This window comes from Microbacterium sp. NPDC055502, from assembly GCF_053643635.1.
The window spans coordinates 227,553-253,303 of the sequence record NZ_JBSHKJ010000001.1 but is presented as its reverse complement, the minus strand read 5'-3'; the positions used below and the strand labels follow the sequence as shown (position 1 = coordinate 253,303).

36 protein-coding genes are annotated in these 25,751 nt (G+C 67.2%); 34 read left to right on the top strand and 2 right to left on the bottom strand.

The window, feature by feature from the left end; genetic code table 11:
- Positions 1 to 42 precede the first annotated feature (42 nt).
- Complete coding sequence (locus ACWH95_RS01330; protein WP_378802723.1) at positions 43 to 1,074, top strand: hypothetical protein; 1,032 nt, start codon at positions 43 to 45, stop codon at positions 1,072 to 1,074.
- A 37-nt stretch (positions 1,075 to 1,111) separates the two neighbouring features.
- A complete protein-coding gene (locus ACWH95_RS01325; protein ID WP_454120022.1) occupies positions 1,112 to 2,122 on the top strand; it encodes an alpha/beta hydrolase in 1,011 nt (336 codons plus the stop codon).
- On the opposite strand, the gene ACWH95_RS01320 is transcribed toward ACWH95_RS01325, so the two are convergent.
- Positions 2,113 to 2,745, bottom strand: a complete 633-nt coding sequence (locus tag ACWH95_RS01320; RefSeq protein ID WP_136028859.1) for a GntR family transcriptional regulator — start codon at positions 2,743 to 2,745, stop codon at positions 2,113 to 2,115. The two genes, ACWH95_RS01325 and ACWH95_RS01320, sit on opposite strands and share 10 nt — an antisense overlap.
- 407 nt (positions 2,746 to 3,152) lie before the next feature.
- Positions 3,153 to 3,641, bottom strand: a complete 489-nt coding sequence (locus ACWH95_RS01315; RefSeq protein ID WP_136035747.1) for a YajQ family cyclic di-GMP-binding protein — start codon at positions 3,639 to 3,641, stop codon at positions 3,153 to 3,155.
- A 189-nt stretch (positions 3,642 to 3,830) separates the two neighbouring features.
- Between ACWH95_RS01315 and ACWH95_RS01310 the strand changes: the two genes are divergently transcribed.
- The 32 genes from ACWH95_RS01310 to rplO all read left to right on the top strand — a co-directional run bounded on the left by ACWH95_RS01310 (position 3,831) and on the right by rplO (position 25,725).
- On the top strand, positions 3,831 to 5,039 hold the full coding sequence (locus tag ACWH95_RS01310; protein ID WP_247637665.1) for a sugar ABC transporter substrate-binding protein: 1,209 nt from the start codon (positions 3,831 to 3,833) through the stop codon (positions 5,037 to 5,039).
- Between the two features lie 72 nt (positions 5,040 to 5,111).
- Positions 5,112 to 6,716: an ABC transporter permease subunit gene (locus tag ACWH95_RS01305; RefSeq protein WP_247637664.1), complete on the top strand. Its 1,605-nt coding sequence runs from the start codon at positions 5,112 to 5,114 to the stop codon at positions 6,714 to 6,716.
- A gap of 1 nt (position 6,717) precedes the next feature.
- The gene (locus tag ACWH95_RS01300) at positions 6,718 to 7,620 is read left to right on the top strand and encodes a sugar ABC transporter permease (protein ID WP_136028866.1); all 903 of its coding nucleotides are present in this window, start codon (positions 6,718 to 6,720) and stop codon (positions 7,618 to 7,620) included.
- 69 nt (positions 7,621 to 7,689) lie between these two features.
- Complete coding sequence (locus ACWH95_RS01295; RefSeq protein ID WP_168387200.1) at positions 7,690 to 7,842, top strand: hypothetical protein; 153 nt, start codon at positions 7,690 to 7,692, stop codon at positions 7,840 to 7,842.
- A 117-nt stretch (positions 7,843 to 7,959) separates the two neighbouring features.
- Complete coding sequence (locus tag ACWH95_RS01290) at positions 7,960 to 9,102, top strand: ABC transporter (RefSeq protein ID WP_136028868.1); 1,143 nt, start codon at positions 7,960 to 7,962, stop codon at positions 9,100 to 9,102.
- 65 nt (positions 9,103 to 9,167) lie between these two features.
- On the top strand, positions 9,168 to 9,602 hold the full coding sequence (locus ACWH95_RS01285; RefSeq protein ID WP_206252865.1) for a hypothetical protein: 435 nt from the start codon (positions 9,168 to 9,170) through the stop codon (positions 9,600 to 9,602).
- Between the two features lie 49 nt (positions 9,603 to 9,651).
- Positions 9,652 to 10,299: a spermidine/putrescine ABC transporter substrate-binding protein gene (locus ACWH95_RS01280; RefSeq protein WP_205812819.1), complete on the top strand. Its 648-nt coding sequence runs from the start codon at positions 9,652 to 9,654 to the stop codon at positions 10,297 to 10,299.
- Positions 10,300 to 10,516: 217 nt separating this feature from the next.
- Positions 10,517 to 10,885, top strand: a complete 369-nt coding sequence (rpsL, locus tag ACWH95_RS01275; RefSeq protein ID WP_013584051.1) for a 30S ribosomal protein S12 — start codon at positions 10,517 to 10,519, stop codon at positions 10,883 to 10,885.
- A 5-nt stretch (positions 10,886 to 10,890) separates the two neighbouring features.
- On the top strand, positions 10,891 to 11,361 hold the full coding sequence (gene rpsG / locus ACWH95_RS01270; RefSeq protein WP_017201608.1) for a 30S ribosomal protein S7: 471 nt from the start codon (positions 10,891 to 10,893) through the stop codon (positions 11,359 to 11,361).
- 87 nt (positions 11,362 to 11,448) lie between these two features.
- The gene (gene fusA / locus ACWH95_RS01265) at positions 11,449 to 13,563 is read left to right on the top strand and encodes an elongation factor G (RefSeq protein ID WP_136028870.1); all 2,115 of its coding nucleotides are present in this window, start codon (positions 11,449 to 11,451) and stop codon (positions 13,561 to 13,563) included.
- Positions 13,564 to 13,711: 148 nt separating this feature from the next.
- Positions 13,712 to 14,902: an elongation factor Tu gene (tuf, locus tag ACWH95_RS01260; protein WP_136028873.1), complete on the top strand. Its 1,191-nt coding sequence runs from the start codon at positions 13,712 to 13,714 to the stop codon at positions 14,900 to 14,902.
- Positions 14,903 to 15,056: 154 nt separating this feature from the next.
- Positions 15,057 to 15,269 (top strand): hypothetical protein, encoded by a 213-nt coding sequence (locus tag ACWH95_RS01255; RefSeq protein WP_105723378.1) that lies wholly within the window; start codon positions 15,057 to 15,059, stop codon positions 15,267 to 15,269.
- 842 nt (positions 15,270 to 16,111) lie between these two features.
- Positions 16,112 to 16,420: a 30S ribosomal protein S10 gene (rpsJ, locus tag ACWH95_RS01250; RefSeq protein ID WP_017201594.1), complete on the top strand. Its 309-nt coding sequence runs from the start codon at positions 16,112 to 16,114 to the stop codon at positions 16,418 to 16,420.
- A gap of 8 nt (positions 16,421 to 16,428) precedes the next feature.
- Positions 16,429 to 17,088, top strand: a complete 660-nt coding sequence (gene rplC, locus ACWH95_RS01245; protein ID WP_136028875.1) for a 50S ribosomal protein L3 — start codon at positions 16,429 to 16,431, stop codon at positions 17,086 to 17,088.
- A 2-nt stretch (positions 17,089 to 17,090) separates the two neighbouring features.
- Entirely contained in the window at positions 17,091 to 17,753 is a 663-nt protein-coding gene (gene rplD / locus ACWH95_RS01240; RefSeq protein WP_136028877.1) for a 50S ribosomal protein L4, read from the top strand.
- Complete coding sequence (rplW, locus tag ACWH95_RS01235; protein ID WP_025102406.1) at positions 17,750 to 18,073, top strand: 50S ribosomal protein L23; 324 nt, start codon at positions 17,750 to 17,752, stop codon at positions 18,071 to 18,073. The genes rplD and rplW overlap by 4 nt, the downstream gene beginning before the upstream one ends.
- A 20-nt stretch (positions 18,074 to 18,093) precedes the next feature.
- Positions 18,094 to 18,933: a 50S ribosomal protein L2 gene (gene rplB / locus ACWH95_RS01230; RefSeq protein ID WP_136028879.1), complete on the top strand. Its 840-nt coding sequence runs from the start codon at positions 18,094 to 18,096 to the stop codon at positions 18,931 to 18,933.
- A 12-nt stretch (positions 18,934 to 18,945) separates the two neighbouring features.
- Positions 18,946 to 19,227 carry a 30S ribosomal protein S19 gene (gene rpsS / locus ACWH95_RS01225; protein ID WP_017201589.1) on the top strand — a complete coding sequence of 94 codons (282 nt, stop codon included), beginning with the start codon at positions 18,946 to 18,948 and terminating at the stop codon, positions 19,225 to 19,227.
- 25 nt (positions 19,228 to 19,252) lie between these two features.
- Positions 19,253 to 19,651, top strand: a complete 399-nt coding sequence (rplV, locus tag ACWH95_RS01220) for a 50S ribosomal protein L22 (protein ID WP_025102404.1) — start codon at positions 19,253 to 19,255, stop codon at positions 19,649 to 19,651.
- Positions 19,651 to 20,403, top strand: coding sequence for a 30S ribosomal protein S3 (rpsC, locus tag ACWH95_RS01215; protein WP_025102403.1), 753 nt, complete (start codon positions 19,651 to 19,653; stop codon positions 20,401 to 20,403). The genes rplV and rpsC overlap by 1 nt, the downstream gene beginning before the upstream one ends.
- Positions 20,403 to 20,822, top strand: a complete 420-nt coding sequence (gene rplP / locus ACWH95_RS01210; RefSeq protein WP_025102402.1) for a 50S ribosomal protein L16 — start codon at positions 20,403 to 20,405, stop codon at positions 20,820 to 20,822. Before rpsC ends, rplP begins: the two co-directional genes overlap by 1 nt.
- Positions 20,822 to 21,139, top strand: coding sequence for a 50S ribosomal protein L29 (rpmC, locus tag ACWH95_RS01205; protein ID WP_067121112.1), 318 nt, complete (start codon positions 20,822 to 20,824; stop codon positions 21,137 to 21,139). The genes rplP and rpmC overlap by 1 nt, the downstream gene beginning before the upstream one ends.
- Positions 21,139 to 21,456 carry a 30S ribosomal protein S17 gene (gene rpsQ, locus ACWH95_RS01200; protein ID WP_136028883.1) on the top strand — a complete coding sequence of 106 codons (318 nt, stop codon included), beginning with the start codon at positions 21,139 to 21,141 and terminating at the stop codon, positions 21,454 to 21,456. The genes rpmC and rpsQ overlap by 1 nt, the downstream gene beginning before the upstream one ends.
- Positions 21,453 to 21,821, top strand: coding sequence for a 50S ribosomal protein L14 (rplN, locus tag ACWH95_RS01195; RefSeq protein ID WP_102191664.1), 369 nt, complete (start codon positions 21,453 to 21,455; stop codon positions 21,819 to 21,821). Before rpsQ ends, rplN begins: the two co-directional genes overlap by 4 nt.
- Before the next feature lie 2 nt (positions 21,822 to 21,823).
- Positions 21,824 to 22,183, top strand: a complete 360-nt coding sequence (gene rplX, locus ACWH95_RS01190) for a 50S ribosomal protein L24 (RefSeq protein WP_136028885.1) — start codon at positions 21,824 to 21,826, stop codon at positions 22,181 to 22,183.
- Positions 22,183 to 22,773 (top strand): 50S ribosomal protein L5, encoded by a 591-nt coding sequence (gene rplE, locus ACWH95_RS01185; protein WP_136028887.1) that lies wholly within the window; start codon positions 22,183 to 22,185, stop codon positions 22,771 to 22,773. Before rplX ends, rplE begins: the two co-directional genes overlap by 1 nt.
- A gap of 133 nt (positions 22,774 to 22,906) precedes the next feature.
- Positions 22,907 to 23,305, top strand: coding sequence for a 30S ribosomal protein S8 (gene rpsH / locus ACWH95_RS01180; protein ID WP_136028890.1), 399 nt, complete (start codon positions 22,907 to 22,909; stop codon positions 23,303 to 23,305).
- A gap of 6 nt (positions 23,306 to 23,311) precedes the next feature.
- Complete coding sequence (gene rplF, locus ACWH95_RS01175; RefSeq protein ID WP_136028892.1) at positions 23,312 to 23,848, top strand: 50S ribosomal protein L6; 537 nt, start codon at positions 23,312 to 23,314, stop codon at positions 23,846 to 23,848.
- Positions 23,849 to 23,850: 2 nt separating this feature from the next.
- Positions 23,851 to 24,210, top strand: coding sequence for a 50S ribosomal protein L18 (gene rplR, locus ACWH95_RS01170; RefSeq protein WP_136028894.1), 360 nt, complete (start codon positions 23,851 to 23,853; stop codon positions 24,208 to 24,210).
- Between the two features lie 20 nt (positions 24,211 to 24,230).
- Positions 24,231 to 24,905: a 30S ribosomal protein S5 gene (gene rpsE, locus ACWH95_RS01165; RefSeq protein ID WP_200838869.1), complete on the top strand. Its 675-nt coding sequence runs from the start codon at positions 24,231 to 24,233 to the stop codon at positions 24,903 to 24,905.
- On the top strand, positions 24,905 to 25,090 hold the full coding sequence (gene rpmD, locus ACWH95_RS01160) for a 50S ribosomal protein L30 (protein ID WP_067121122.1): 186 nt from the start codon (positions 24,905 to 24,907) through the stop codon (positions 25,088 to 25,090). The genes rpsE and rpmD overlap by 1 nt, the downstream gene beginning before the upstream one ends.
- Positions 25,090 to 25,725 (top strand): 50S ribosomal protein L15, encoded by a 636-nt coding sequence (gene rplO, locus ACWH95_RS01155; protein WP_136028896.1) that lies wholly within the window; start codon positions 25,090 to 25,092, stop codon positions 25,723 to 25,725. The genes rpmD and rplO overlap by 1 nt, the downstream gene beginning before the upstream one ends.
- Positions 25,726 to 25,751: the final 26 nt, after the last annotated feature.

Here is a 25,751-nt window from a genome sequence, read left to right as displayed (position 1 = left end):
GCGCGCCCGGGCCGGAGGAGCACTCCGCCCTAGGCTGAGGGCATGCGACACCGCCCCCTCCTGGCCCTCGCGGCCGTGACCGTGCTGCTGCTCTCCGGATGCGCGCCGGAGCCTGAGCCCACCGAGACGTCGACGCCGTCGGCCTCGGCGTCGCCCACGCCGACGACGGATCCGATCGTCGCCCCGACGCCGGCGTTCGATGTGAGCTGCACCGACGTGGCCGCCGAGATGACCGCCGCCACCGGTGAACCGGCCGGCGAGGTCGCGGAGGTGCTGGGGGTGTGGTCGGCGCCGAGCTGGTATCCGGGACCCGCACAGCACATGTTCCAGCGGGCGGGCGGCATCGCGTGCTCGTCCGGTACGAGCGAGCGCAACTGGGAGGTCTCGGTCGCACCGGGCGCGACGGCCCTGATCGAGGGCGCGGAGTCGCGCGGTGGCTACGCGGGTGAGGAGGCGCGCTGCGAGGTCGGCGGGTACTGCTTCTTCCAGGTCGTGGAGGGCGAGGTGCTGGTGTCCGGGGCGGTCGTGGATCCGGCGCTCGGCCCGGACGATGCGCCGGCGATCAAGGAGGGACTGCGTCGCATCGGCGCGGCCGCCGCGGCGTCGCTGCGTGAGGTCGTGGTGCCGGAGAGCGCGATCGCGGGCGTGGAGTGCTCGCGGTTCCTCACCGACGTCGAGTTCGGTGAGCAGCTCGGCACCGAGGTGCACGTGATCGACGGCTTCGGCGGGTGGTCCATCCCGGCCGAGGTGTACCAGACGGTGAACGGTTCCCGCATCTGCTACTACGCTTCGGGCGACGACGAATACAGCGCGCAGGGCTACCTGATGCTCACGACACTGCCCGGAGGGGCGTGGGCGTTCGAGCGGATCGAGGGCGAGAAGCCGGTGGAGGTCGCGGGCGCGGATGCCGCGCTCACGGGTGTGGACGAGCAGGGCCGCACGGTGCTCGACGTCCGCGTCGGGACGGATTGGCTGCGGCTGATCACCTTCCAGGGATCGGGCATCAGCGACCTCGCGCCGCTCGCGTCGACCATCGTGGAGAACTTCGGTGTCGGTCGCCCGGGCGGTCAGTAGCCCCGTGGGCTAGCCTGGCGGCGACGGGGGGAGACGCATGGCCGATTGGATCCCGGATGTGCTGGGCGAGGAGTTCGAGCAGCTGACGCTCGACCTCGGCGTCGATGACCAGGGACCCGTGGTCGCCACACTGGTGCGTGCGCTGCCCGCGCCGTCCGGCTGGTGGGATCGGGCCAGGGGGCGTCGGCGCCCGCTCGAGGGCGTGGACGTGCTCTACATCCACGGCTGGTCGGACTACTTCTTCCAGAAGCGGCTGGCGCGCTTCTGGACGGCTCGCGGGGCGCGCTTCTTCGCGCTGGACCTGCGCAAGTACGGACGCAGTCTGCGCGAGGGCCAGACCCCGGGGTACATCAGCGACCTGGCGACCTATGACGAGGACATCGCCGCCGCACTGACGGCGATGGGCCGAGGTGAGGGGGGAGAGGAGTCCGCACGGCGGCTGGTCCTCCTCGGTCACTCGACCGGCGGGCTCACGTTGAGCCTGTGGGCGTCCCGGCACCCGCACACCGCGGACGCCCTCATCCTGAACAGTCCGTGGCTGGAGTTCCAGTTCGCCCCCGTCCGCGCGGCGATCGCGCCGATGGTCGAGTTCCAGGCGCGGATCCGGCCGCTGGACGCGGCGCCCCAGGTCGACCTCGGCTACTACACCAGGGCCCAGCAGGAGGTGGCCGACCCCGACGACCCGATGGACGTGAACCTCGCCTGGCGTCCGGTGCAGACCATGGCGGTGTACGCCGGCTGGTTGAACGCGATCCTGTCGGGCCATCGGACGGTGGCGGCAGGGCTGTCGATCGAGGCACCGGTGTGCGTGCTGCTGTCGGCGCGTTTCGTCCCGCCGACGCGATGGTCGGACGACCTCACGTCGGCGGATTCGGTGCTCGTGGTCGATGACATCGCCCGTGCAGCGCTCCGGCTGGGCTCGACGGTGACCGTCGAGCGCATCGACGGAGCGCTGCACGACGTGTTCCTGTCGCGACACGCGGCCCGTGAGGACGCGTATCGACGCCTGGACCGCTGGGTGGTCGGCTGGAGGGCCGCTCAGACGTAGTACATCGCACGGGCCAGGCGTTCCGCCTCGTCCCCGTTGCCCCGCGTGACGGCGATCTCGAAGTCGTCGTACACCTGTCGCATGCGCTCACGGTCTCCGCGAGGGACCACCCACGCGCGCAGGTTACGGGCGAGGGCGACGTCGACGTCGGTGATCAGCATGCGGTGCTGGTGGTTGCCGCTGTGCTCCGCGAGATACGCGAACACGGCCCACCGCGCACTCGAGGTCGATGCCCCGTCGCGCAGCGTGCGGCGCACCTCTTCCATCAGGCGGACGACCCGCTGGCGCTCCGCCGGGCTGAGCCGTGGCACGGCCATCCGGGCGGCGATGCCCGCCTGGTACCCGGCGAACTCGAGCGACTGCGTCACGACGGCCGCCGTCACCGCGGTCACCTCGGTGTACCGACTCGGGTACATCGTCACGAGCCCGAGTCTCTCGAGTCGCTGCAGCGCCTCTCGGACCGGGGTCCGGGAGACGTGGAGCTCATCGGCCACGTCGACGTCGCGGATGCGCTCGCCCTCCCCCAGTTCGCCCTCGACGATGAGTCTTCCGATGTGGTGGAAGACCTCGTCGGCGAGGAGTTGCTTGCTTTCTCCGATGGTCTTCGTCTCGACGTGCCCCATGGACCAGCCCCCAGTTTCACTTCTTGTCACGGTTCCGCGGCCCCCCGTGTGGCGGTGGGGCCGGCGACTCCGTGCCGATCTTTCTCACCTGCGGATCCGATGTTCGTGGGGGCGGGCAGCGGGCCGGTGAGCTGTTCATTCTTCCTTCACCGTGGTGCGGGCACTTCGGATCCGGTGACGCGAGCCCGCGGTGCCTGCACCCTCGTCCCCACGAGAGCGCCTGCGAATCCCGGGCACCTCGTTCCGCGCGGGCGGCGTGCAACGAGGGCGTCCATGGCTCCGACGGATCGGGGCCGCTTCCAGTCTTGGTCAAGCACACCGATATCTCGATATGCGTTGACCGGGGAAAGTCGGAGCGCACGCGAAAGGGGACCCGGCGACGCCGGATCCCCTCTGTGCCGCGCGACCTAGCGGTAGTTGACGAACTGCAGGTCGATGTCGAGGTCGGAGCCCTTCAGGAGAGCGATCACGGCCTGGAGGTCGTCGCGGCTCTTCGACTGCACGCGCAGCTCGTCGCCCTGGATCTGGCTCTTCACGCCCTTGGGTCCCTCGTCGCGGATGATCTTGCCGATCTTCTTCGCGTTCTCCGACGAGATCCCGTCCTTGAGGCTGGAGACGATGCGGAACTCCTTGCCGCTCGCGAACGGCTCGCCCGAGTCCAGGCTCTTCAGGGAGATGCCCCGCTTGATGAGCTTCGACTGGAACACGTCGAGCACGGCCTTCGCGCGCTCCTCCGAGCTCGCCGTGATGAGGACCTGCTCCCCGCTCCACGCGATGGATGCCCCGGTGCCCTTGAAGTCGTAGCGCTGCTCGACCTCTTTCCGTGCCTGGTTCAGGGCGTTCTCGGCCTCCTGATGATCCACTTTCGAGACGATGTCAAAGGAACTGTCAGCCATACAGGCAGTGTATCGAGCAGCCCTCGCGACGACAGGCGTGGAAGCGTTTTCAGTCGGGTGCCGCCCCGCGTGCCCCATCACAGGTTGATATCGACGCTGCTCTCGATTGCGATCCCGCTCCTGATCGATGCATACTGTAAGCGCTTGCAGTCCTTGCAGGTTGAACAGCATTGAGAGAGGCACACACCAATGAAGGTGAACAAGAGGGGCGTGCTCGCCGCGGGCGCGATCGCCATCGTTTCGACTCTGACGCTCGCCGGCTGCTCCGCGGGGACCAGCGGCGGATCCTCCTCCGGCGGCGACGACAGCGGCTCGCTCACGGTCTGGGTCGACGCCGAACGCGTCGACGCCCTCCAGGGTGCGGCCGACGCCTATCAGGACAAGACCGGCGTCAAGGTCGAGCTGGTCGGCAAGTCCGTCGACGACATGAAGGACGACTTCATCCAGCAGGTGCCGACGGGCAAGGGCCCCGACATCGTGATGGGCGCCCACGACTGGCTCGGCGAGCTGTCGACCAATGGCGTCGTCGCCCCGATCGAGCTCGGTGACAGCTCCGAGGACTACCTCCCGGTGGCCCTCCAGGCTGCGACCTACGACGGAACGGTCTACATGCTGCCGTACGCGGTCGAGAACATCGCCGTCCTGCGCAACGCCGACCTCGTGCCCCAGCCGGCCACCAGCTTCGATGACATGGTCTCGAAGGGGAAGTTCGTCGTCGAGCAGGGCACCGAGGGCAACCCCTACCACCTCTACCCGTTCCAGACCGCGTTCGGTGCCCCCGTCTTCGGCACCGATGACAGCGGCAGCTACGACCCGAGCGACCTGCAGCTCGGCAGCGAGGGCGGCTTCGCCTTCGCCGAGTGGCTGGGCGCGCAGGGTGCAGCCGGCACGCTCAACACCGACGTGGACGGCGAGATCGCGAAGCAGCAGTTCCTCGACGGCACGGCCGCGTTCTGGCTGACCGGCCCGTGGAACGTCGGCGCAGCCACCGAAGCCGGCATCAACGTCGCGATCGACCCGATCCCGAGCCCGACCGGCCAGACCGCCTCCCCGTTCGCGGGTGTGAAGGGCTTCTTCGTGAGCGCCGAGTCGAAGAACAAGGTCGCGGCGAACGACTTCCTCGTCAACTACATCGGCACCGAGGACGTGCAGCTCGAGCTGTTCAAGGCGGGCAACGTGCTGCCCGCCCTCACCGCTGCGGCCGACTCCGCGGCGTCCGACCCGATCATCGCCGGATTCCAGGCCGTGGGTGCCGACGCCGTCCCGATGCCGGCCATCCCCGCGATGGGCGCAGTGTGGCAGTACTGGGGTGTGGCCGAGGCCGCCATCATCAACGGTGCGGACCCGAAGGCGACGTGGCAGAAGCTCGTCGACGACGTGACCGCCGCGATCAAGTAACCGCCGCAACGGCACAGACCCTGCCGGAGCGGGCCGCACCGCCCGCTCCGGCAGGATCATGACGAGGACGACATGACAGACACCGACGAGCGCATCGCGCCTCCGACCAAACGACACCGCCAAGCCGCCGCCATCGCCGAAGCGGCGTCCCGACCGATCGGCTGGATGCTGCTGAAGATCCTGCTGCTGGCCATCGTCGACGCGATCGCGGTCTATGCGGCCTTCGTGCTCTTCGCGCACCGGGAGTGGCTGATCCTCGCGATCGTCGTCCTGGTGACGATCCTCGTCAACTACATCTACTTCTCGCGCCGGCGCGTCCCGGCGAAATACCTGACCCCCGGCATCATCTTCCTCGTCCTCTTCCAGGTGTTCACGCTGCTCTACACGGGATACATCGGGTTCACGAACTACGGCACCGGCCACAACGGCACCAAGGAGCAGGCGATCTCCTCGCTCCTTGCCTCCGCGCAGGAGCGCGTCGAGGACTCGCCGACCTACCCCGTGACCGTGGTCGAGCAGTTCGGCACCTACGGCTTCCTGGTGACCGACCCCGGCACGGGCGATGCGCTGCTCGGCACGGCCGACGAGCCGCTGCACGAGGTCGACGCCGACTTCCAGGGCGGGCAGGCGGTCGCGGTCGACGGGTGGACCACCCTTCCGCTCGCGACGGTGTTCACGCTGTCCGACCAGCTGGAGCAGCTCTCGGTGCCGTTCAGCGACGACCCGAACGACGGGAGCCTCCGCGCGCCGGACGGGCAGAAGGGCTACCTGTACGTCTCGACGCTCGCGTACGACGCGACGGCCGACACCATCACCGACACGGACACGGGCACCGTGTACCGCGACACGGGGGAGGGTGCGTTCACCGCCGAGAACGGCGATCAGCTCCTTCCCGGCTGGCAGACGACGGTCGGCTTCGACAACTTCGTACGCGCGGTGACGGACTCCTCGATCCGGGGTCCGCTCATCTCGGTCACCGTGTGGACGTTCGTCTTCGCCCTGGTCTCGGTGGCCTCCACGTTCTTCCTCGGGCTGTTGCTGGCGCTCGTGTTCAACAACACGCGGATGCGGTTCCGCAACGGCTACCGCATCATCCTGATCCTGCCGTATGCGTTCCCCGCGTTCCTCTCGGCGCTGGTGTGGGCCGGCATGATGAACGAGAGTTTCGGCTTCATCAACCAGGTGCTGTTCGGCGGTGCCGCGATCCCGTGGCTCACCGATCCCGTGCTGGCGAAGGTGTCGGTGCTCCTGGTGAACCTGTGGCTCGGGTTCCCATACATGTTCCTGGTGTGCATGGGCGCGCTGCAGGGCATCCCGGAGGACGTGAACGAGGCGGCCGTCATGGACGGGGCGAACGCCTGGCAGATCTTCCGGCGCATCAAGCTCCCCCTGCTGCTGGTGACGGTGGCCCCGCTGCTGATCTCGTCGTTCGCGTTCAACTTCAACAACTTCAACCTGATCTACATGCTGACCAAGGGGGGTCCCCGGTTCAGCGACGTGTCGATCCCGGTCGGCCACACCGACATCCTCATCTCGATGGTCTACAAGGTCGCCTTCACCGGGCAGACCCGCGACTACGGACTCGCCTCGGCGTTTACGATCCTGATCTTCATCGTGGTCGCGACCATCTCGATCATCAGCTTCCGCAAGACCAAGGCCCTCGAGGAGCTGAACTGACATGAGCACGACCAGCCCGACCGCCGCCCGTCCGGCTCCGCGCCGCCGCTCGTTCCGCGCCTGGTTCGCCGACACCGGCTGGCGGCACCTCGTCGCGATCGTCGTGAGCGCGTTCGCGCTCTTCCCACTGCTCTACGTGGTCTCGGCCTCGCTCAACCCGAAGGGCACCCTGACCGGTTCGAACCAGCTGTTCTCCGCCATCGGCATCGACAGCTACGTGCGCATCCTGAGCGACCCGCAGAACCCGTACGGCACCTGGTTCCTGAACACCCTGCTCATCGCGGTGGTCACCGGCGCCGTGACGGTGTTCATCGGAGCCTGCGCCGCGTATGCCTTCTCGCGCATGCGTTTCGCCGGGCGCCGCGTCGGTCTCGTCACGATCGTGGTGGTGCAGATGTTCCCGCAGCTGCTCGCGGTCGTCGCGATCTTCCTGCTCATGTCGACCATCGGCGACTGGTTCCCGGCGATCGGGTTGAACACCCATACCGGGCTGATCCTGGTCTACCTCGGTGGAGCGCTCGGGGTGAACACGTATCTGATGTACGGCTTCTTCAACACGATCCCCAAGGAGATCGACGAGGCGGCACGCATCGACGGCGCGGGTCACGCGCGCATCTTCTTCACGATCATCCTGCGCCTCGTCGCGCCCATCCTGGCCGTGGTCGGGCTGTTGTCGTTCATCGGCACGGTCAACGAGTACGTCATCGCGAGCGTCATGCTCGTCGACGTCGATCAGCAGACGCTCGTGGTCGGGCTCACCAAGCTCGTCGCCAATCCGCGCTACGCGGACTGGTCGGCCTTCAGCGCGGGCGCGGTCATGGCCGCGATCCCGGTGATGATCCTGTTCCTGTTCCTGCAGAAGTACATCGTGGGCGGTCTCACCGCCGGCGCCACGAAGGGCTGAGCCCTCCGGTCACCCGTCGCCTCGGCGTTGCACCCCGACGGCCGGCGGGGCGCGACGTACCCTGGCGACATGGCACGGGTGGGTGGTCGCAGCATCGGGATGAGCTGGGTGGCCGGGGTGATCTGCACCGTGATCATCGGCGGCCTGCTCTGGCTGTCGTTGCCGATGATGCCGGTGCTGGCGCAGTTCTTCGGCGACGCTCTGCGTTCCGCCCTGCCCTGATCCGCGGTTCCCCCCTTCCGCAGGCACCGACCCGGCGACACGTCGGCACGCCTCCGTGAGGGCCTGGACACGCGGCGGTACCCTCGCAGAGCACACATCGATGAGAGGCGCACCCCCATGAGTGATCCCGAGGCTCGTCAGCCCGAGAAGCCGCGCGACGTCGACGACGTCGTCGGTAGCGCGAACGCCGGTCTCGATGCTGCCGCCGCAGCCCGAGCGGACGTTCCCGGCTCCGACGCGGAGGCCGAGGCGGAGCGCACGCCCGCCGACGCGAACCCGGAGCGCCAGGACCCGCCGGTCGACCCCGATCTCGCCGCGTTCGAGGCCGCCGAGCGCGACCACCCCGGCACCTTCAGCTCGACCGCTCCCGCCGCGGGCGCGGTACCCGTCGCCGACCGTGCGGCCGCCGCCGAGCAGCGAGCGGATTCCGACCGGCTCGCCGACGACCGCGGTGCCGAGCGTCTTCCCGCCGACCGGCTCGCGGGCGACCGTCCGGATGACCGCGTCGCGGACGATCGTCGCGACGCCGATGCGACCGCGGCCTTCCCGACTCCCGGGGCGGCCTCCTGGTCGCCACGTCACGAGGAGTCGTCCATGGCGGACACGGCATACGCCCCGCACTCCGACGACGCCGACACACGCATCGTCCCGTCGGAGCCGTACGTCGGGACAGCCGGCGCCGCCGCAGCTCAGCCTCAGCCGATCTTCGTTCAGGCTCCGGAGCCGCCGCGCGACCGCGGAAACCGCGGAACGGCCGGGGCGATCGGCCTCCTGGCGACGGTCGCCTTCGCCATCCTCTACCTCGGCACCGCGGTCGGCCTGCGCGCCATCGCCGGAGACGTCACGGGCGAGAACATCGGCGAGGCCTTCCTCGCGCCGCTGCTCACGTGGGGCTACTGGACCCCGGTCGTCGTGTTCTTCCTGGGCTTCTGGCTCCTCGGCGCGATCATCAACCGCGGCCGCTGGGGCCTCTGGGTGGTGTTCGGCATCATCGTCGGGCTCATCGCGTACGCGGGGCACATCCTCGGACAGCTCTTCGAGGCTCCGTTCTGGAAGCTCACCGCTTCGCAGGGCCTGGAGCTCGCGGGGGAGCAGCTGCTCGCCCCGCTCGCCATCGCTGCATTCGTGTTCGCCAGGGAGCTGACCATCTGGTTCGGTGCCTGGGTGGCCCGCAGCGGCGCCCGCAAGACGGAGCTGAACGCCGAGGCGCAGCGCGAGTACGAGCGCACCCTCGAAGCCGGCCCGACGCTGGCGAGGTAGTCACGCACGCCACCACGCCGAACCCCCGCGGGCCCGAGTCCGCGGGGGTTTCGCCTGTCCTCGCGGTGGTGCTCGCCTCCATCGGGTTCTTCGCGCTGTCGGTGTTCGGGCTGGGCGCGCTGAGCGTGGCGACGGATCGGGACATCATCGCGGTGGAGGGCCTCGGCCAGGTGCCGGGTGTGGTGGGCATGATCCTGGCGGTGGTCGCGTTCGCTCTGTCGCTCGGCGCGACGCTGCGGCGCCGGCGTCCGTCGTTCGGCTCCGCGCTGGTGATCGCACTCCTCACCGCGCTGGTCCATCTCGCGACGCTGTGGATTGCGGTGCTGGCTGCCGCAGAGAGCCTCATCATCGCGACGGCCGTCGCGGGAGACCTCGTCCGGGGCGGCGCTAGCGCGGTGGTCCTGGTGGCGGCGGCGATCGCGGGCTGGAGTGGTATCGCCCTCCGTCGGACCCGCAGCGAACGTCCGCGATGGCCCTGGGAGCACGACGAGGGGGAGTGACCCCCCGCAAATCCGCGCGGGGAGCGGTGACGCGCCGTACGCTGGTGTCGTGGAGCGCTCACTGGAGACGCAGGTGGACCAGGCCGTCGAGGCGTGGTTGCGCTGGGTGCCGCGCTGGGAGCCGGCCACCCACCGCGGCCGGGTCGCGCCGTGCCGTCGCTGTCTCGGTTCGCCCATCCTCGCCGCGGCCGGGATCGCGGGCGACACACCCCACGGCGTGCAGCACGGGCTGTCGACGCGCATCAAGACGATCGTCGACCACGCGGTCGCGGACTACACGGCCCGCAACCTTCCGATGCTCCAGCGCGAGCTCGACAGCCAAGCGGCCAGGAACAGAGCACGCAGCTACCGCCCGACCGAGGACCTGGCTCCCGAGTTCGAGGGCCTGCCGCTCGACCCGGAGCCGGTTCCCGGCGCACCGTTCCTGTTCACGATCGCCGGTCTCGCCGACGACTCAGCGGCGGAGCTCCCGCCGCTGCCGCCCCTGTCGGAGGAGGCGAAGATCGCGCTACGGCAGGAAGTGGCCCTCGCCGACGAGTACGCGAACCTCATCGGCCGCGAGATCTGCGGCCTGCTGCTGCGCCACCGCGTCTCCATTCAGGCGGCGGTGTCGCAGCACGTCGAACCGCAGATCGAAGCCATGCTCGCCGAACTCACGGAGTCGCTCGACTCCCCGTTCGGCCCCGACGTGAGCTGAGGCGGCGCCGGTCGCCCTCATTTGACCGCGTTGGTTACGCGGCATTACACTTGATCAGGTGTGTGCACGTCCTGACGTGCGCGCTGGGCGTCGGCCCCATGCCGGTCCGCCCCCACGGCATACCCACCACACCAAAAGCTCGCCGGTTCCGGCGTGCCGGTGGGTCATGATGTGAAACCCATCACGCTGTCACCGTGCAGCACTATGAGGAGAGAACGTGCCAACCATTCAGCAGTTGGTTCGCAAGGGTCGCTCGCCCAAGGTCTCGAAGACCAAGGCGCCCGCGCTCAAGTCGAACCCGCAGCAGGCCGGGGTCTGCACCCGCGTCTACACCACCACCCCGAAGAAGCCGAACTCGGCGATGCGCAAGGTCGCCCGTGTGAAGCTCCGCAACGGGACCGAGGTCACCGCGTACATCCCCGGTGAGGGCCACAACCTGCAGGAGCACTCGCTGGTGCTCGTCCGCGGCGGTCGTGTGAAGGACCTCCCCGGTGTGCGTTACAAGATCGTCCGTGGCGCCCTGGACACCCAGGCCGTCAAGAACCGTAAGCAGGCTCGTTCCCGCTACGGCGCGAAGAAGGGTTGAGTTAGATGCCTCGTAAGGGTCCCGCCCCGAAGCGCCCCGTCGTCAACGACCCGGTCTACGGCGCACCGATCGTCACCTCGCTGGTGAACAAGATCCTCGTCGACGGCAAGAAGTCGCTGGCCGAGTCGATCGTCTACGGCGCCCTCCGCGGTGTCGAGGCGAAGAACGGTCAGGACGCCGTCGCCACGCTCAAGAAGGCGCTCGACAACGTGCGCCCCACGCTCGAGGTCCGCAGCCGCCGCGTCGGTGGCTCGACCTACCAGGTTCCGGTCGAGGTCAAGCCGCACCGCGCGAACACCCTCGCGCTGCGCTGGCTCGTGAGCTACGCGAAGGGTCGTCGTGAGAAGACGATGACCGAGCGTCTCCAGAACGAGATCCTGGACGCGTCGAACGGCCTCGGTGCCGCGGTCAAGCGCCGCGAGGACACCCACAAGATGGCCGAGTCGAACCGCGCGTTCGCTCACTACCGCTGGTAATCAGCTCGGCCCGTCCCTCGGCCACCCGCCGAGGGACGGGCACCCCCTCTTCGCAGTACGACTGCTCCAAAAGATAAGGACACTCCTGTGGCACAAGACGTGCTCACGGACCTGAGCAAGGTCCGCAACATCGGCATCATGGCGCACATCGATGCCGGCAAGACCACGACGACCGAGCGCATCCTGTTCTACACGGGCGTCAACCACAAGCTCGGCGAGACGCACGACGGCGCCTCGACCACCGACTGGATGGAGCAGGAGAAGGAGCGCGGCATCACGATCACGTCTGCCGCCGTGACCTGCTTCTGGAACAAGAACCAGATCAACATCATCGACACCCCCGGTCACGTGGACTTCACGGTCGAGGTGGAGCGCTCGCTCCGCGTCCTCGACGGTGCGGTCGCCGTGTTCGACGGCAAGGAGGGCGTGGAGCCCCAGTCCGAGACCGTGTGGCGTCAGGCCGACAAGTACAACGTCCCCCGCATCTGCTTCGTCAACAAGATGGACAAGCTCGGCGCGGACTTCTACTTCACGGTCGACACGATCATCAACCGCCTCGGTGCCAAGCCGCTCGTGCTGCAGCTCCCGATCGGTGCCGAGAACGACTTCGTCGGCGTCATCGACCTCGTCGAGATGCGCGCACTGGTGTGGCCCGGCGACGCCAAGGGTGACGTGACCATGGGCGCCTCGTACGAGGTGCAGGAGATCCCGGCCGACCTCAAGGACAAGGCCGAGGAGTACCGCCAGCAGCTGCTGGAGACGGTCGCGGAGACCGACGAGGAGCTTCTCGAGAAGTTCTTCGGCGGCGAGGAGCTGACGGTCGCAGAGATCAAGGGCGCCATCCGCAAGATGGTCATCGCCAGCGAGATCTACCCGGTGCTCTGCGGCTCGGCGTTCAAGAACCGCGGCGTGCAGCCGATGCTGGACGCCGTCGTCGACTACCTCCCGTCCCCGCTGGACGTGCCCGCCATCGAGGCGCACGACCCGAAGGACGAGGAGAAGATCATCGAGCGTCACCCCGACGCGAAGGACCCGTTCGCGGCCCTGGCGTTCAAGGTCGCCGTGCACCCGTTCTTCGGTCGCCTGACGTACGTGCGCGTCTACTCGGGTGAGCTCGAGTCGGGCGCTCAGGTCATCAACTCGACCAAGGGCAAGAAGGAGCGCATCGGGAAGATCTTCCAGATGCACGCCAACAAGGAGAACCCGGTCGACAAGCTGACCGCCGGCAACATCTACGCCGTGATCGGACTGAAGGACACCACCACCGGTGACACCCTGGCCGACCCGCAGCAGCCGGTCGTGCTCGAGTCGATGACGTTCCCGGAGCCGGTGATCGAGGTCGCCATCGAGCCGAAGACCAAGGCCGACCAGGAGAAGCTGGGTCTCGCCATCCAGAAGCTCGCTGAGGAGGACCCGACCTTCCGCACGGAGCTCAACCCCGAGACCGGTCAGACGACCATCAAGGGCATGGGCGAGCTGCACCTCGACATCCTCGTCGACCGCATGAAGCGCGAGTTCCGCGTCGAGGCGAACGTCGGCAAGCCGCAGGTGGCGTACCGCGAGACGATCCGCAAGGCCGTCGAGAAGCACGACTACACGCACAAGAAGCAGACCGGTGGTTCGGGTCAGTTCGCCAAGATCCAGTTCAACATCGAGCCGCTCGAGCTCGACGGCGAGAAGACGTACGAATTCGTGAACGCGGTCACGGGTGGCCGCATCCCGCGCGAGTACATCGGCTCGATCGACGCCGGTTTCCAGGACGCGATGAACGTCGGTGTCCTGGCGGGCTACCCGATGGTGGGCGTCAAGGCGACCATCGTCGACGGTGCGGCACACGACGTCGACTCCTCGGAGATGGCGTTCAAGATCGCGGGCTCCATGGGCTTCAAGGAGGCCGCGCGTCGTGCCAACCCCGTGCTGCTCGAGCCGCTGATGGCCGTCGAGGTCCGTACTCCCGAGGAGTACATGGGTGACGTCATCGGTGACTTGAACTCGCGTCGTGGCCAGATCCAGTCGATGGAGGACGCCGCCGGCGTCAAGGTCGTGCGCGCTGCGGTGCCGCTGTCCGAGATGTTCGGCTACATCGGCGACCTGCGTTCGAAGACCTCCGGTCGCGCCGTCTACTCCATGGAGTTCGACAGCTACGCCGAGGTCCCGCGCGCGGTGGCCGACGAGATCGTCCAGAAGGCCAAGGGCGAGTAACACTTCCTGGGAACAGGGCCCGCCGTCCTGTTCCCAGGTCACCTACAACTTCACATTCCCTCTCTACTAAACTGAGAACCTAACCCGTAGAGAACCGGTCGCAAACCAGTGCCCGGCACCTCTACAACGACGTCCTGAGGAGGACCCAGTGGCTAAGGCCAAGTTCGAGCGGACCAAGCCGCACGTCAACATCGGAACGATCGGTCACGTCGACCACGGCAAGACCACGCTCTCCGCAGCGATCTCGAAGGTGCTTGCTGACAAGTACCCGTCCGACACGAACGTGCAGCGTGACTTCGCTTCCATCGACTCGGCGCCGGAAGAGCGCCAGCGTGGTATCACGATCAACATCTCGCACATCGAGTACGAGACCCCGAAGCGCCACTACGCGCACGTCGACGCTCCCGGCCACGCCGACTACGTCAAGAACATGATCACGGGTGCGGCTCAGATGGACGGCGCGATCCTCGTGGTCGCCGCCACCGACGGCCCGATGGCCCAGACGCGCGAGCACGTGCTGCTCGCCAAGCAGGTCGGCGTTCCCTACCTGCTGGTCGCGCTGAACAAGTCGGACGCGGTCGACGACGAGGAGATCCTGGAGCTCGTCGAGCTCGAGGTCCGCGAGCTGCTCGCCGGCCAGGGCTTCGACGAGGACGCTCCTGTCGTCCGCGTCTCCGCTCTCAAGGCTCTCGAGGGCGACGAGAAGTGGACCCAGGCGATCCTGGACCTGATGCAGGCTGTCGACGACAGCGTTCCGGACCCGGAGCGTGACCGTGACAAGCCCTTCCTCATGCCCGTCGAGGACGTCTTCACGATCACCGGTCGGGGCACCGTCGTCACGGGTCGCGCCGAGCGTGGCACGCTGGCCATCAACTCCGAGGTCGAGATCGTGGGTCTGCGTCCGACGCAGAAGACGACCGTCACCGGTATCGAGATGTTCCACAAGCAGCTCGACGAGGCCTGGGCCGGCGAGAACTGTGGTCTGCTCCTCCGCGGCACCAAGCGCGAGGACGTGGAGCGTGGCCAGGTCATCGTGAAGCCGGGTTCGGTTACGCCGCACACCGACTTCGAGGGCACCGCGTACATCCTGTCCAAGGACGAGGGTGGCCGCCACAACCCCTTCTACACGAACTACCGCCCGCAGTTCTACTTCCGCACCACGGACGTCACCGGCGTCATCTCGCTGCCCGAGGGCACCGAGATGGTCATGCCCGGCGACACCACCGACATGACGGTCGAGCTGATCCAGCCGATCGCCATGGAGGAGGGCCTCGGCTTCGCCATCCGTGAGGGTGGTCGTACGGTCGGCGCCGGTACGGTGACGAAGATCATCAAGTAAGCATCTGCTTCCTCGCAAAGGGGTCGGACCTTCGGGTCCGGCCTCTTTGTCGTTTTCCACGCTCTAATCGGGCTTCCGCGGGCGGGGGAGGGCATGCACAATGAGTGTGTCCGGTCTCATCGGCCGGACACACACACCTCCGAAGGGGAGCCACATGGGTATCGACGACGCCGTGAACAAGGGCAAGGACCTGTACGAGCAGAACAAGGACAAGATCGCCGAGGCCGTCAAGAGCGAGCAGGCCGAGGACATCAGCGACAAGGTGCTCGACGGTGTCGCCGACTTCGCCAAGAAGATCGCTCCCGGTGCGGCCGACAAGATCGACGAGATCCGTGACAGCGCGGACAAGGCGGTCGGCAACGAGTAGCCCGAGATCGTTCACGAGCGGCGCTTCCTCCGAGGGGCGCCGCTCTTCTCGTACCCGGACGCTCTGGAATCTCGGCACGCGCGAGCGCGAACTGGCGAACTGACGGAGAGATCGAGTAGGATGATGCAGACCGCCTGGGGATCTTGCGGTCGGGGAAACCGAAGGGGTTCGGTTTCCTGAAGCACGCGGTTCTACCGCGTTCACACTGGGGAAAACGATCTTGGGGATCATCGTGCGACGCGCGCACTCTTTGCGCCAGAGCGTCTCCCCGCCTGCGCGGCGGGTCTTCCGCCGTGCCCTCGGTCGAGGCGTCCGGCGTCCCTTCACGCTGGGCACCTCGCGTTCGGTGTGCCCCCTCGCACTGAACGCCCTCCCCAAGCGGGGCGAGGCATGGGGATGCCTCGCCCCGCGCTCCACTCGGGCCTGAGCACGAGCTGCAGACCCCCGCCGAAGAGGGCGGACACGAGGCGCGACACGCCCGGGTTTGCAGAAGTGAAATCGCCCGTGGCAGAATAGACAGGTTCGATATTCCGTCGCCGCTGTGCGTGCGCCGGATCACTGCCAGGGCAGTGCATAGACGGTGCCTCTTCGGAAGCACAGGGTTCTAGGCCGCGGGCAGCAGAACACAATCCCGACACCTTCATTTCGAGGGCATCGCCGTGCGCGGCGAGGGTCGGGCATCCGTTCGCCTCCGGGCGTCCGGCTGACAGCAGAACAGTGGTGCAGCAGATCGGTTCGCAGAGCCGTTCTCGTGCCGAGGCGCAATCCGCGCCGACGTGCGTCCAATGCCCCAGGGCCACCCGGTCCAGGACGGTACGACGCTTATAGAGAGAGAGCAGACAATGGCGGGACAGAAGATCCGCATTCGCCTGAAGTCGTATGACCACGAGGTCATCGACACGTCCGCACGCAAGATCGTCGACACCGTGACCCGTGCGGGCGCGACTGTCGTCGGACCCGTGCCCCTTCCGACCGAGAAGAACGTCGTGTGCGTCATCCGGTCGCCCCACAAGTACAAGGACAGCCGCGAGCACTTCGAGATGCGCACCCACAAGCGTCTGATCGACATCGTCGACCCGACGCCCAAGGCCGTCGACTCGCTGATGCGCCTCGACCTGCCGGCCGACGTCAACATCGAGATCAAGCTCTGAGGTTCGACATGGCTGACATCAACTCCAAGGTTTCCAAGGGCATGCTGGGCACGAAGCTCGGCATGACCCAGGTGTGGAACGAGAACGGCAAGCTCGTTCCCGTCACCGTCATCGAGCTCGCGCCGAACGTGGTCACGCAGATCCGTACGCCCGAGAAGGACGGCTACAACGCCGTGCAGATCGCGTACGGCCAGATCGACCCCCGCAAGGTGAACAAGCCCCTCTCGGCTCACTTCGAGGCAGCCGGCGTCACGCCGCGTCGCCACGTGACCGAGATCCGCACGGCCGACGCCGCCGACTACTCGCTGGGCCAGGAGCTCACGGTGGACGGCACGTTCGAGGCCGGCCAGCTCGTCGACGTCGTCGGCACGAGCAAGGGCAAGGGCACCGCCGGTGTCATGAAGCGCCACAACTTCAAGGGCGTCTCCGCCTCGCACGGTGCGCACCGCAACCACCGCAAGCCCGGTTCGATCGGCGCCTCGTCGACCCCGAGCCGTGTCTTCAAGGGCATGCGCATGGCCGGCCGTATGGGTGGCGAGCGCGTGACCGTCCTCAACCTCACGGTGCACGCCATCGACATCGAGAAGGGTCTGATGCTCGTCAAGGGCGCCGTCCCCGGTGCTCGTGGCCGCATCGTCTACGTCCGCAACGCAGTGAAGGGTGCCTGATCATGGCTGACTCCACTCTCGCGCTCGACGTCCTCAAGGCAGACGGCAAGAAGGCTGGCTCGGTCGAGCTGCCCGCCGCTCTGTTCGACGTCAAGACGAACATCCCGCTCATCCACCAGGTCGTCGTCGCGCAGCTCGCGGCGGCTCGCCAGGGCACGCACTCGACCAAGCGTCGTGGCGAGGTCTCCGGCGCCGGCCGCAAGCCCTTCAAGCAGAAGGGCACGGGTAACGCCCGTCAGGGCTCGATCCGCGCGCCGCACATGACCGGCGGTGGCATCGTCCACGGCCCGAAGCCGCGTGACTACTCGCAGCGCACGCCCAAGAAGATGATCGCGGCCGCCCTCCTCGGCGCGCTCAGCGACCGCTTCCGCGGCGACCGCCTGCACGCGATCGACACGTTCGGCACCGACGGTGCTCCGTCGACCAAGGCCGCCGCGGGCTTCCTCGCCCAGGTCGCCACGTCGAAGAACGTGCTCGTGGTCATCGAGCGCGGCGACGAGCTCGCGCTCAAGAGCCTGCGCAACCTCGGCAACGTGCACCTGCTGTCGTTCGACCAGCTCAACGCCTACGACGTTCTCGTCTCCGACGACATCGTCTTCACCCAGGCCGCGCTCGAGGGCTTCATCGCCTCCAAGTCCGGCGCCAACCAGGAGGTCTCCGCATGAGCGAGCAGGCATCTGTTCTCCAGACGGCCCTGAACAAGGACCCGCGCGACATCATCCTGAAGCCGGTCGTGTCCGAGAAGAGCTACGGGCTCATCGACGAGGGTAAGTACACCTTCCTCGTCGACCCGCGCGCTTCGAAGACCGAGATCAAGCTCGCCATCGAGAAGATCTTCGGTGTCAAGGTCGCGTCGGTCAACACGATCAACCGCGTCGGCAAGGCCCGTCGCACCCGCTTCGGCACGGGCAAGCGCAAGGACACCAAGCGCGCCATCGTGAGCCTGAAGTCGGGCACCATCGACATCTTCACGGCAATCGGCTGATCCGGGGGATAAGGACAATCATGGCTATTCGCAAGTACAAGCCCACGACCCCGGGCCGTCGCGGCTCGTCAGTGGCTGACTTCGCCGAGATCACCCGATCGACGCCGGAGAAGTCGCTGCTGCGCCCGCTCTCGAAGACCGGTGGTCGCAACAACCAGGGCCGCATCACGACCCGTCACATCGGTGGTGGCCACAAGCGCCAGTACCGCGTCATCGACTTCCGTCGCAATGACAAGGACGGCGTGAACGCCCGTGTCGCTCACATCGAGTACGACCCCAACCGCACCGCGCGCATCGCGCTCCTGCACTACTTCGACGGCGAGAAGCGCTACATCCTCGCGCCGGCGAAGCTGAACCAGGGCGACATCGTCGAGTCGGGCCCCGCGGCGGACATCAAGCCGGGAAACAACCTCCCGCTGAAGAACATCCCCACGGGTACCGTCATCCACGCCATCGAGCTCCGCCCCGGCGGCGGCGCGAAGATGGCGCGCTCGGCCGGTGCATCCGTCCGCCTCGTGGCGAAGGACGGCCCCTACGCCCAGCTGCGTCTGCCCTCCGGCGAGATCCGCAACGTCGATGCGCGCTGCCGCGCGACCATCGGCGAGGTCGGCAACGCCGAGCAGTCGAACATCAACTGGGGCAAGGCCGGCCGTATGCGCTGGAAGGGCGTCCGCCCGACCGTCCGTGGTGTCGCGATGAACCCGGTCGACCACCCGCACGGTGGTGGTGAGGGCAAGACGTCCGGTGGTCGTCACCCGGTCTCCCCGTGGGGTCAGGCCGAGGGTCGCACCCGTCACGCCAACAAGGAAAGCGACAAGTACATCGTGCGTCGTCGCAACGCCGGCAAGAAGCGCAAGTAGGAGTAAGAGAAGATGCCTCGCAGTCTTAAGAAGGGCCCCTTCGTCGACGAGCACCTGCTTCGCAAGGTGGTCGTGCAGAACGAAGCCGGCACCAAGAACGTCATCAAGACCTGGTCCCGTCGGTCCATGATCATCCCGGCCATGCTGGGTCACACGATCGCGGTCCACGACGGACGCAAGCACATCCCCGTGTTCGTGTCCGAGACCATGGTCGGTCACAAGCTGGGCGAGTTCGCGCCCACCCGCACCTTCCGCGGCCACGAGAAGGACGACAAGAAGGGCCGTCGCCGCTGACGCGGGGACGATAGAGGAGAGAGAAATGGTGGAGTCCATCGCACGCGTGCGACACATCCGCGTGACCCCTCAGAAGGCTCGTCGTGTCGTCGCGCTCATCAAGGGCAAGCAGGCCCAGGAAGCTCTCGCGATCCTGAAGTTCGCGCAGCAGAGCGCCAGTGAGCCGATCTACAAGCTTGTCGCGTCGGCCATGGCCAACGCGCAGGTCAAGGCGGATCGTGACGGCGAGTACCTCGACGAGCAGGACCTGTACGTGAAGAACGCGTACGTGGACGAGGGCACGACGCTCAAGCGTTTCCAGCCCCGTGCACAGGGTCGCGCTTTCCAGATCAAGAAGCGCACGAGCCACATCACGGTCGTGCTCTCGACGCCGGAGGCGGCTCCTGCCGCGGCCGGCGACAGCAACAAGAAGGCGAGCAAGTAATGGGACAGAAGGTCAACCCGTACGGCTTCCGCCTCGGCATCACCACGGACCACGTGTCGCGCTGGTTCTCCGACTCGACGAAGCCGGGTCAGCGTTACGCCGACTACGTGGCCGAGGACATCAAGATCCGTCGCCTGCTGCAGACGCAGCTCGACCGCGCCGGCGTCTCGAACATCGAGATCGAGCGCACCCGTGACCGCGTCCGCGTCGACATCCACACCGCCCGTCCGGGCATCGTGATCGGTCGTCGTGGTGCAGAGGCCGAGCGCATCCGCGGCGACCTCGAGAAGCTCACGGGCAAGCAGATCCAGCTGAACATCCTCGAGGTCAAGAACCCCGAGGCCGACGCTCAGCTGGTCGCGCAGGGCATCGCCGAGCAGCTCTCTGCTCGTGTGGCGTTCCGTCGCGCGATGCGCAAGGGTCTGCAGGGCGCTCAGCGCGCCGGCGCCAAGGGCATCCGCATCCAGGTCTCGGGCCGTCTCGGCGGCGCTGAGATGAGCCGCTCGGAGTTCTACCGCGAGGGTCGTGTGCCGCTGCACACGCTGCGCGCGAACATCGACTACGGCTTCTACGAGGCCAAGACCACCTTCGGCCGCATCGGCGTGAAGGTGTGGATCTACAAGGGCGACCTCACCGCCAAGGAGCTCGCACGCGAGCAGGCCAACGCGCCGAAGTCGCGCCGCGACGACCGTGGTGACCGCCGCCGTGCCCCGCGCAACGAGGCACCTGTTGCAGAAGGAGCTTCGGCATAATGCTCATCCCCCGTAAGGTCAAGTACCGCAAGCAGCACCACCCGGGTCGCTCGGGTCAGGCCACCGGCGGCACGAAGGTCTCCTTCGGCGAGTTCGGCATCCAGGCCCTCACGCCCGCGTACGTGACGAACCGTCAGATCGAGTCCGCTCGTATCGCGATGACCCGTCACATCAAGCGTGGCGGCAAGGTGTGGATCAACATCTACCCGGACCGTCCGCTCACGAAGAAGCCGGCCGAGACCCGCATGGGTTCCGGTAAGGGTTCCCCCGAGTGGTGGGTCGCCAACGTCAAGCCGGGCCGCGTCCTCTTCGAGGTCGCGGGTGTCGACGAGCAGCTCGCTCGCGAGGCACTGACCCGTGCAATCCACAAGCTGCCGCTCAAGGCACGCATCATCAAGCGCGAGGAGGGCGACGCGTAATGGCGATCGGCACCAAGGAGCTCGCTCCGGCAGAGCTCGACACGTTCGAAGACCAGCGCCTCGTTGAGGAGCTGCGCAAGGCCAAGGAGGAGCTGTTCAACCTCCGTTTCCAGTCGGCCACCGGCCAGCTGGAGAGTCACGGCCGCATCCGCGCCGTCAAGCGCGACATCGCGCGCCTGTACACCGTGATCCGCGAGCGTGAGCTGGGCATCCGTGCGACGCCCGCTCCGGTCGAGGCTCCCGCGAAGAAGGCGACCAAGTCGAAGGCGAAGAAGGCGGACGCCGCCGACGACGCCGTGAAGGAAGAGGCTGAGTGATGGCCACCAAGAAGGAAGCTGCCGTCGAGGTTGAGCACGCCGCTCACGACGTTCGCGACGCGGACGCCCGCGGGTACCGCAAGGCCCGTCGCGGCTACGTCGTCAGCGACAAGATGGACAAGACCATCGTCGTCGAGGTGGAGGACCGCGTGAAGCACCCGCTTTACGGCAAGGTCATCCGCCGCACGTCGAAGGTCAAGGCGCACGATGAGGCGAACACCGCCGGCATCGGCGACCTGGTCCTGATCAACGAGACCCGCCCGCTGAGCGCCACGAAGCGCTGGCGCCTGGTGGAGATTCTGGAGAAGGCCAAGTGATTCAGCAGGAGTCCCGACTCAAGGTCGCCGACAACACCGGCGCCAAGGAGCTGCTCACGATCCGCGTTCTCGGTGGTTCGCGCCGCCGCTACGCGGGCCTGGGCGACACCATCGTCGCAACCGTCAAGGACGCGATCCCCGGTGGCAACGTCAAGAAGGGCGACGTCGTCAAGGCGGTCATCGTCCGCACCAAGAAGGAGGTCCGTCGTCCGGACGGCTCCTACATCAAGTTCGACGAGAACGCCGCCGTCATCCTGAAGAACGACGGGGAGCCCCGCGGCACCCGTATCTTCGGCCCGGTCGGCCGTGAGCTTCGCGACAAGAAGTTCATGAAGATCGTCTCGCTGGCACCGGAGGTCATCTGATCATGGCGAAGATCAAGAAGGGCGACCTGGTTCAGGTCATCTCGGGCGCCAAGCCCGAGCGTGGTGGCGACCGCGGCAAGCAGGGCAAGGTGCTCGACATCCTCGTCGAGCAGAACCGTGTCGTCGTCGAGGGCGTCAACTACGTCACCAAGCACACGCGCGTCGGTCAGACGCAGCGTGGCACCAAGACGGGTGGCCTCGAGACCGTCGAGGCGCCCATCCACATCTCGAACGTCGCACTCGTCGACCCCTCGACCAAGAAGCCGACCAAGGTCGGCCACCGGGTCGAGGAGCAGACCAAGGACGGCGTCAAGCGCACCGTCCGCGTGCGGTACGCGAAGAAGAGCGGTAAGGACCTCTGATGGCAACGACCGACGCTGCGGTGGCTGGCAAGATCCAGCCCCGCCTGAAGGCGAAGTACAACGCCGAGATCAAGAAGGCTCTGCAGGACGAGTTCGGCTACTCGAACGTCATGCAGATCCCCGGCCTGGTCAAGGTGGTCGTGAACACCGGTGTCGGCGAGGCGGCTCGCGACAGCAAGGTGATCGATGGTGCGGTCGAGGACCTCACCCGCATCACCGGTCAGAAGCCGATCGTCACGAAGGCTCGCAAGTCGATCGCGCAGTTCAAGCTGCGTGAGGGACAGGCCATCGGCGCGCACGTCACCCTCCGCGGTGACCGCGCGTGGGAGTTCGTGGACCGTCTGGTGTCGCTCGCTCTGCCCCGCATCCGCGACTTCCGCGGTCTGTCGGCCAAGCAGTTCGACGGCAACGGCAACTACACGTTCGGTCTCCAGGAGCAGAGCGTGTTCCACGAGATCGATCAGGACAAGATCGACCGCGTCCGGGGCTTCGACATCACCGTCGTGACCTCGGCGAAGACGGACGACGAGGGCCGCGCGCTTCTGCGTCACCTCGGCTTCCCGTTCCGCGCGGACGACGCTCAGGCGTAACACCGTCGACGGGCTCAGTGGTCTCGTGTCACTGAGCCCGTCGATGTGCACGTACAATTGAAGATTGCGTGCTCATCGCAGGCCGTCTGTCGTGTAACGGCAGCCGGAACCTCATGAACGAAAGTAGACAACCATGACAATGACAGACCCGGTCGCAGACATGCTGACCCGTCTGCGCAACGCGAACTCGGCGCACCACGACTCCGTGACCCTGCCGTCGAGCAAGCTCAAGACGCACATCGCGGAGATCCTCCAGCAGGAGGGCTACATCGCCGGTTGGGAGACGTCCGACGCGCGCGTGGGCAAGAACCTCACGCTGACGCTGAAGTACGGCCCGAACCGCGAGCGCTCCATCGCGGGCATCAAGCGCGTGTCGAAGCCCGGCCTTCGCGTGTACGCGAAGTCCACCGAGATCCCCACGGTCCTCGGCGGCCTCGGCGTGGCCATCCTGTCCACCTCCTCCGGTCTCCTCACGGACCGCCAGGCTGAGCAGAAGGGCGTGGGCGGAGAAGTTCTCGCCTACGTGTGGTAATCCGAAATGTCGCGTATTGGACGACTTCCCATCGACGTTCCCGCGGGCGTGACCGTTTCGGTCGACGGCCGTGAGGTCGCGGTGAAGGGCCCCAAGGGTGAGCTCACCCTCACGGTGGCCAGCCCCATCGAGGTGTCGGTCGAGGAGAACCAGGTTCTCGTCACCCGCCCCGACGACGAGCGCGAGTCCCGGTCGCTTCACGGCCTGACCCGCACGCTCATCAACAACAACATCATCGGCGTGACCCAGGGCTACTCCAAGGGTCTCGAGGTCGTCGGCACCGGTTACCGCGTGCAGCAGAAGGGCAGCTCGGTCGAGTTCGCCCTCGGCTTCTCGCACCCGGTCCTGATCGACCCGCCCGCCGGCATCACGCTCACGGTCGAGGGCACGAACAAGCTCACCGTCAGCGGGATCGACAAGCAGGCCGTCGGTGAGGCGGCTGCGAACATCCGCAAGATCCGCAAGCCCGAGCCGTACAAGGGCAAGGGTGTGCGCTACGCCGGCGAGGTCGTGCGTCGCAAGGCCGGAAAGGCTGGTAAGTAACCATGGCTGTGAAGTCGAAGTCCGACGCCCGCGCGCGTCGTCACGCCCGTCTTCGCAAGAAGATCGTGGGCACCGAGGCGCGTCCGCGTCTCGTCGTCAACCGTTCGGCGCGTCACGTCTTCGTGCAGCTCGTCGACGACAGCAAGGGTCACACGGTCGCGTCGGCATCGACGCTCGAGACCGACCTGCGCTCGCTCGAGGGCGACAAGACCGCCAAGGCTCGCAAGGTCGGCGAGCTGCTCGCCGAGCGTGCGAAGGCTGCCGGCGTTTCCGAGGCTGTGTTCGACCGTGGCGGCAACCGCTACGCGGGTCGTGTCGCCGCCATCGCCGACGGCGCCCGTGAAGGGGGTCTGGCACTGTGAGTGACAACAAGGAGAACGAAGTGACCGAAGCGGCAGCTGCCACTTCCGAGACGGCCGCCGGCACCACGCAGGCTGAGCCGACTCGTGACCAGCGGGACGGCCGCCGCGGCGGACGTGACCGCAACCAGGGCGGCCGCGACCGCAACTCGCGCGACCGCGGCGACAACCAGTTCCTGGAGCGCGTCGTCACCATCAACCGCGTCTCGAAGGTCGTGAAGGGTGGTCGTCGCTTCAGCTTCACCGCTCTCGTGGTCGTCGGTGACGGCAACGGTCTGGTGGGCGTCGGCTACGGCAAGGCCCGCGAGGTCCCCCTGGCGATCTCGAAGGGTGTCGAAGAGGCCAAGCGCAACTTCTTCCGCGTGCCCCGCGTCGGCAGCACCATCCCGCACCCCGTGCAGGGTGAGTCGGCCGCCGGTGTCGTGCTGCTGCGTCCGGCCGCTGCCGGTACCGGTGTGATCGCCGGTGGTCCGGTCCGCGCCGTGCTCGAGTGCGCTGGTATCCACGACGTGCTGTCCAAGTCGCTCGGCTCGTCGAACACGATCAACATCGTGCACGCGACGGTCACCGCCCTGAAGGAGCTCGAGGAGCCCCGCGCCGTCGCCGCACGTCGTGGTCTCGAGTTCGACCAGGTCGCCCCGGCGCGTCTCGTGCGTGCCGAGGCCGAGGCCATCGCTGCACAGAAGGTAGGTGCCTGATGGCCGCGCGACTCAAGGTCACGCAGATCAAGTCCAAGGTGAGCGAGAAGCAGAACCAGCGCGACACGCTGCGCAGCCTCGGTCTCAAGCGGATCGGTGACAGCACCGTCCGCCCCGACGACGCGCAGACGCGCGGCTACGTCAAGACCGTCGCCCACCTCGTCAAGGTTGAGGAGATCGACTAATGGCTGAGAAGAACGACGCCGCCGTCGAGGCTGAGAAGGCCCCGAAGAAGGCTGCCGCTCCCAAGGCTGCTGCTGAGAAGAAGCCCGCTGCGAAGAAGGCGCCGGCCAAGACGGCCGCCTCCGACGCGAAGGCCGACGCCGCCGCGAAGCCGGCTGCGAAGAAGGCCGCGCCGAAGAAGGACGCTCCCGCGTCCCGCCCCGGCGTGCTCAAGGTGCACCACCTGCGTCCGGTCCCCGGCGCCAACACCGCCAAGACCCGTGTGGGTCGCGGTGAGGGCTCGAAGGGCAAGACCGCCGGTCGCGGCACGAAGGGCACGAAGGCCCGCAACACCGTGCGCGTCGGCTTCGAGGGTGGGCAGATGCCGCTGCACATGCGCACCCCGAAGCTGCGCGGGTTCAAGAACCCGTTCCGCGTCGAGTACCAGGTCGTCAACCTGGAGAAGCTCGCGGAGCTCTACCCCCAGGGCGGCGACGTGACCGTCAGCGACCTGGTGGCCAAGGGTGCGGTCCGCAAGAACGAGAAGGTCAAGGTTCTCGGCAACGGCGACATCGCCGTGAAGCTCACCGTCGCGGTCGACAAGGTCTCGGGTTCCGCCGAGCAGAAGATCGTGGCTGCGGGCGGATCCGTCAAGTAACCACCGCAGAAGAGGGGTCGGAGATT

Bases quoted from the DNA above. Each gene is read 5' to 3' on its own strand.
- ACWH95_RS01330 (WP_378802723.1), top strand. From the start codon at position 43: ATGCGACACCGCCCCCTCCTGGCCCTCGCGGCCGTGACCGTGCTGCTG.
- ACWH95_RS01325 (WP_454120022.1), top strand. From the start codon at position 1,112: ATGGCCGATTGGATCCCGGATGTGCTGGGCGAGGAGTTCGAGCAGCTG.
- ACWH95_RS01320 (WP_136028859.1), bottom strand. From the start codon at position 2,745: ATGGGGCACGTCGAGACGAAGACCATCGGAGAAAGCAAGCAACTCCTC.
- ACWH95_RS01315 (WP_136035747.1), bottom strand. From the start codon at position 3,641: ATGGCTGACAGTTCCTTTGACATCGTCTCGAAAGTGGATCATCAGGAG.
- ACWH95_RS01310 (WP_247637665.1), top strand. From the start codon at position 3,831: ATGAAGGTGAACAAGAGGGGCGTGCTCGCCGCGGGCGCGATCGCCATC.
- ACWH95_RS01305 (WP_247637664.1), top strand. From the start codon at position 5,112: ATGACAGACACCGACGAGCGCATCGCGCCTCCGACCAAACGACACCGC.
- ACWH95_RS01300 (WP_136028866.1), top strand. From the start codon at position 6,718: ATGAGCACGACCAGCCCGACCGCCGCCCGTCCGGCTCCGCGCCGCCGC.
- ACWH95_RS01295 (WP_168387200.1), top strand. From the start codon at position 7,690: ATGGCACGGGTGGGTGGTCGCAGCATCGGGATGAGCTGGGTGGCCGGG.
- ACWH95_RS01290 (WP_136028868.1), top strand. From the start codon at position 7,960: ATGAGTGATCCCGAGGCTCGTCAGCCCGAGAAGCCGCGCGACGTCGAC.
- rpsG (WP_017201608.1), top strand. From the start codon at position 10,891: ATGCCTCGTAAGGGTCCCGCCCCGAAGCGCCCCGTCGTCAACGACCCG.
- ACWH95_RS01255 (WP_105723378.1), top strand. From the start codon at position 15,057: ATGGGTATCGACGACGCCGTGAACAAGGGCAAGGACCTGTACGAGCAG.
- rpsJ (WP_017201594.1), top strand. From the start codon at position 16,112: ATGGCGGGACAGAAGATCCGCATTCGCCTGAAGTCGTATGACCACGAG.
- rplC (WP_136028875.1), top strand. From the start codon at position 16,429: ATGGCTGACATCAACTCCAAGGTTTCCAAGGGCATGCTGGGCACGAAG.
- rplD (WP_136028877.1), top strand. From the start codon at position 17,091: ATGGCTGACTCCACTCTCGCGCTCGACGTCCTCAAGGCAGACGGCAAG.
- rplW (WP_025102406.1), top strand. From the start codon at position 17,750: ATGAGCGAGCAGGCATCTGTTCTCCAGACGGCCCTGAACAAGGACCCG.
- rplB (WP_136028879.1), top strand. From the start codon at position 18,094: ATGGCTATTCGCAAGTACAAGCCCACGACCCCGGGCCGTCGCGGCTCG.
- rpsS (WP_017201589.1), top strand. From the start codon at position 18,946: ATGCCTCGCAGTCTTAAGAAGGGCCCCTTCGTCGACGAGCACCTGCTT.
- rplV (WP_025102404.1), top strand. From the start codon at position 19,253: ATGGTGGAGTCCATCGCACGCGTGCGACACATCCGCGTGACCCCTCAG.
- rpsC (WP_025102403.1), top strand. From the start codon at position 19,651: ATGGGACAGAAGGTCAACCCGTACGGCTTCCGCCTCGGCATCACCACG.
- rplP (WP_025102402.1), top strand. From the start codon at position 20,403: ATGCTCATCCCCCGTAAGGTCAAGTACCGCAAGCAGCACCACCCGGGT.
- rpmC (WP_067121112.1), top strand. From the start codon at position 20,822: ATGGCGATCGGCACCAAGGAGCTCGCTCCGGCAGAGCTCGACACGTTC.
- rpsQ (WP_136028883.1), top strand. From the start codon at position 21,139: ATGGCCACCAAGAAGGAAGCTGCCGTCGAGGTTGAGCACGCCGCTCAC.
- rplX (WP_136028885.1), top strand. From the start codon at position 21,824: ATGGCGAAGATCAAGAAGGGCGACCTGGTTCAGGTCATCTCGGGCGCC.
- rplE (WP_136028887.1), top strand. From the start codon at position 22,183: ATGGCAACGACCGACGCTGCGGTGGCTGGCAAGATCCAGCCCCGCCTG.
- rpsH (WP_136028890.1), top strand. From the start codon at position 22,907: ATGACAATGACAGACCCGGTCGCAGACATGCTGACCCGTCTGCGCAAC.
- rplF (WP_136028892.1), top strand. From the start codon at position 23,312: ATGTCGCGTATTGGACGACTTCCCATCGACGTTCCCGCGGGCGTGACC.
- rplR (WP_136028894.1), top strand. From the start codon at position 23,851: ATGGCTGTGAAGTCGAAGTCCGACGCCCGCGCGCGTCGTCACGCCCGT.
- rpmD (WP_067121122.1), top strand. From the start codon at position 24,905: ATGGCCGCGCGACTCAAGGTCACGCAGATCAAGTCCAAGGTGAGCGAG.
- rplO (WP_136028896.1), top strand. From the start codon at position 25,090: ATGGCTGAGAAGAACGACGCCGCCGTCGAGGCTGAGAAGGCCCCGAAG.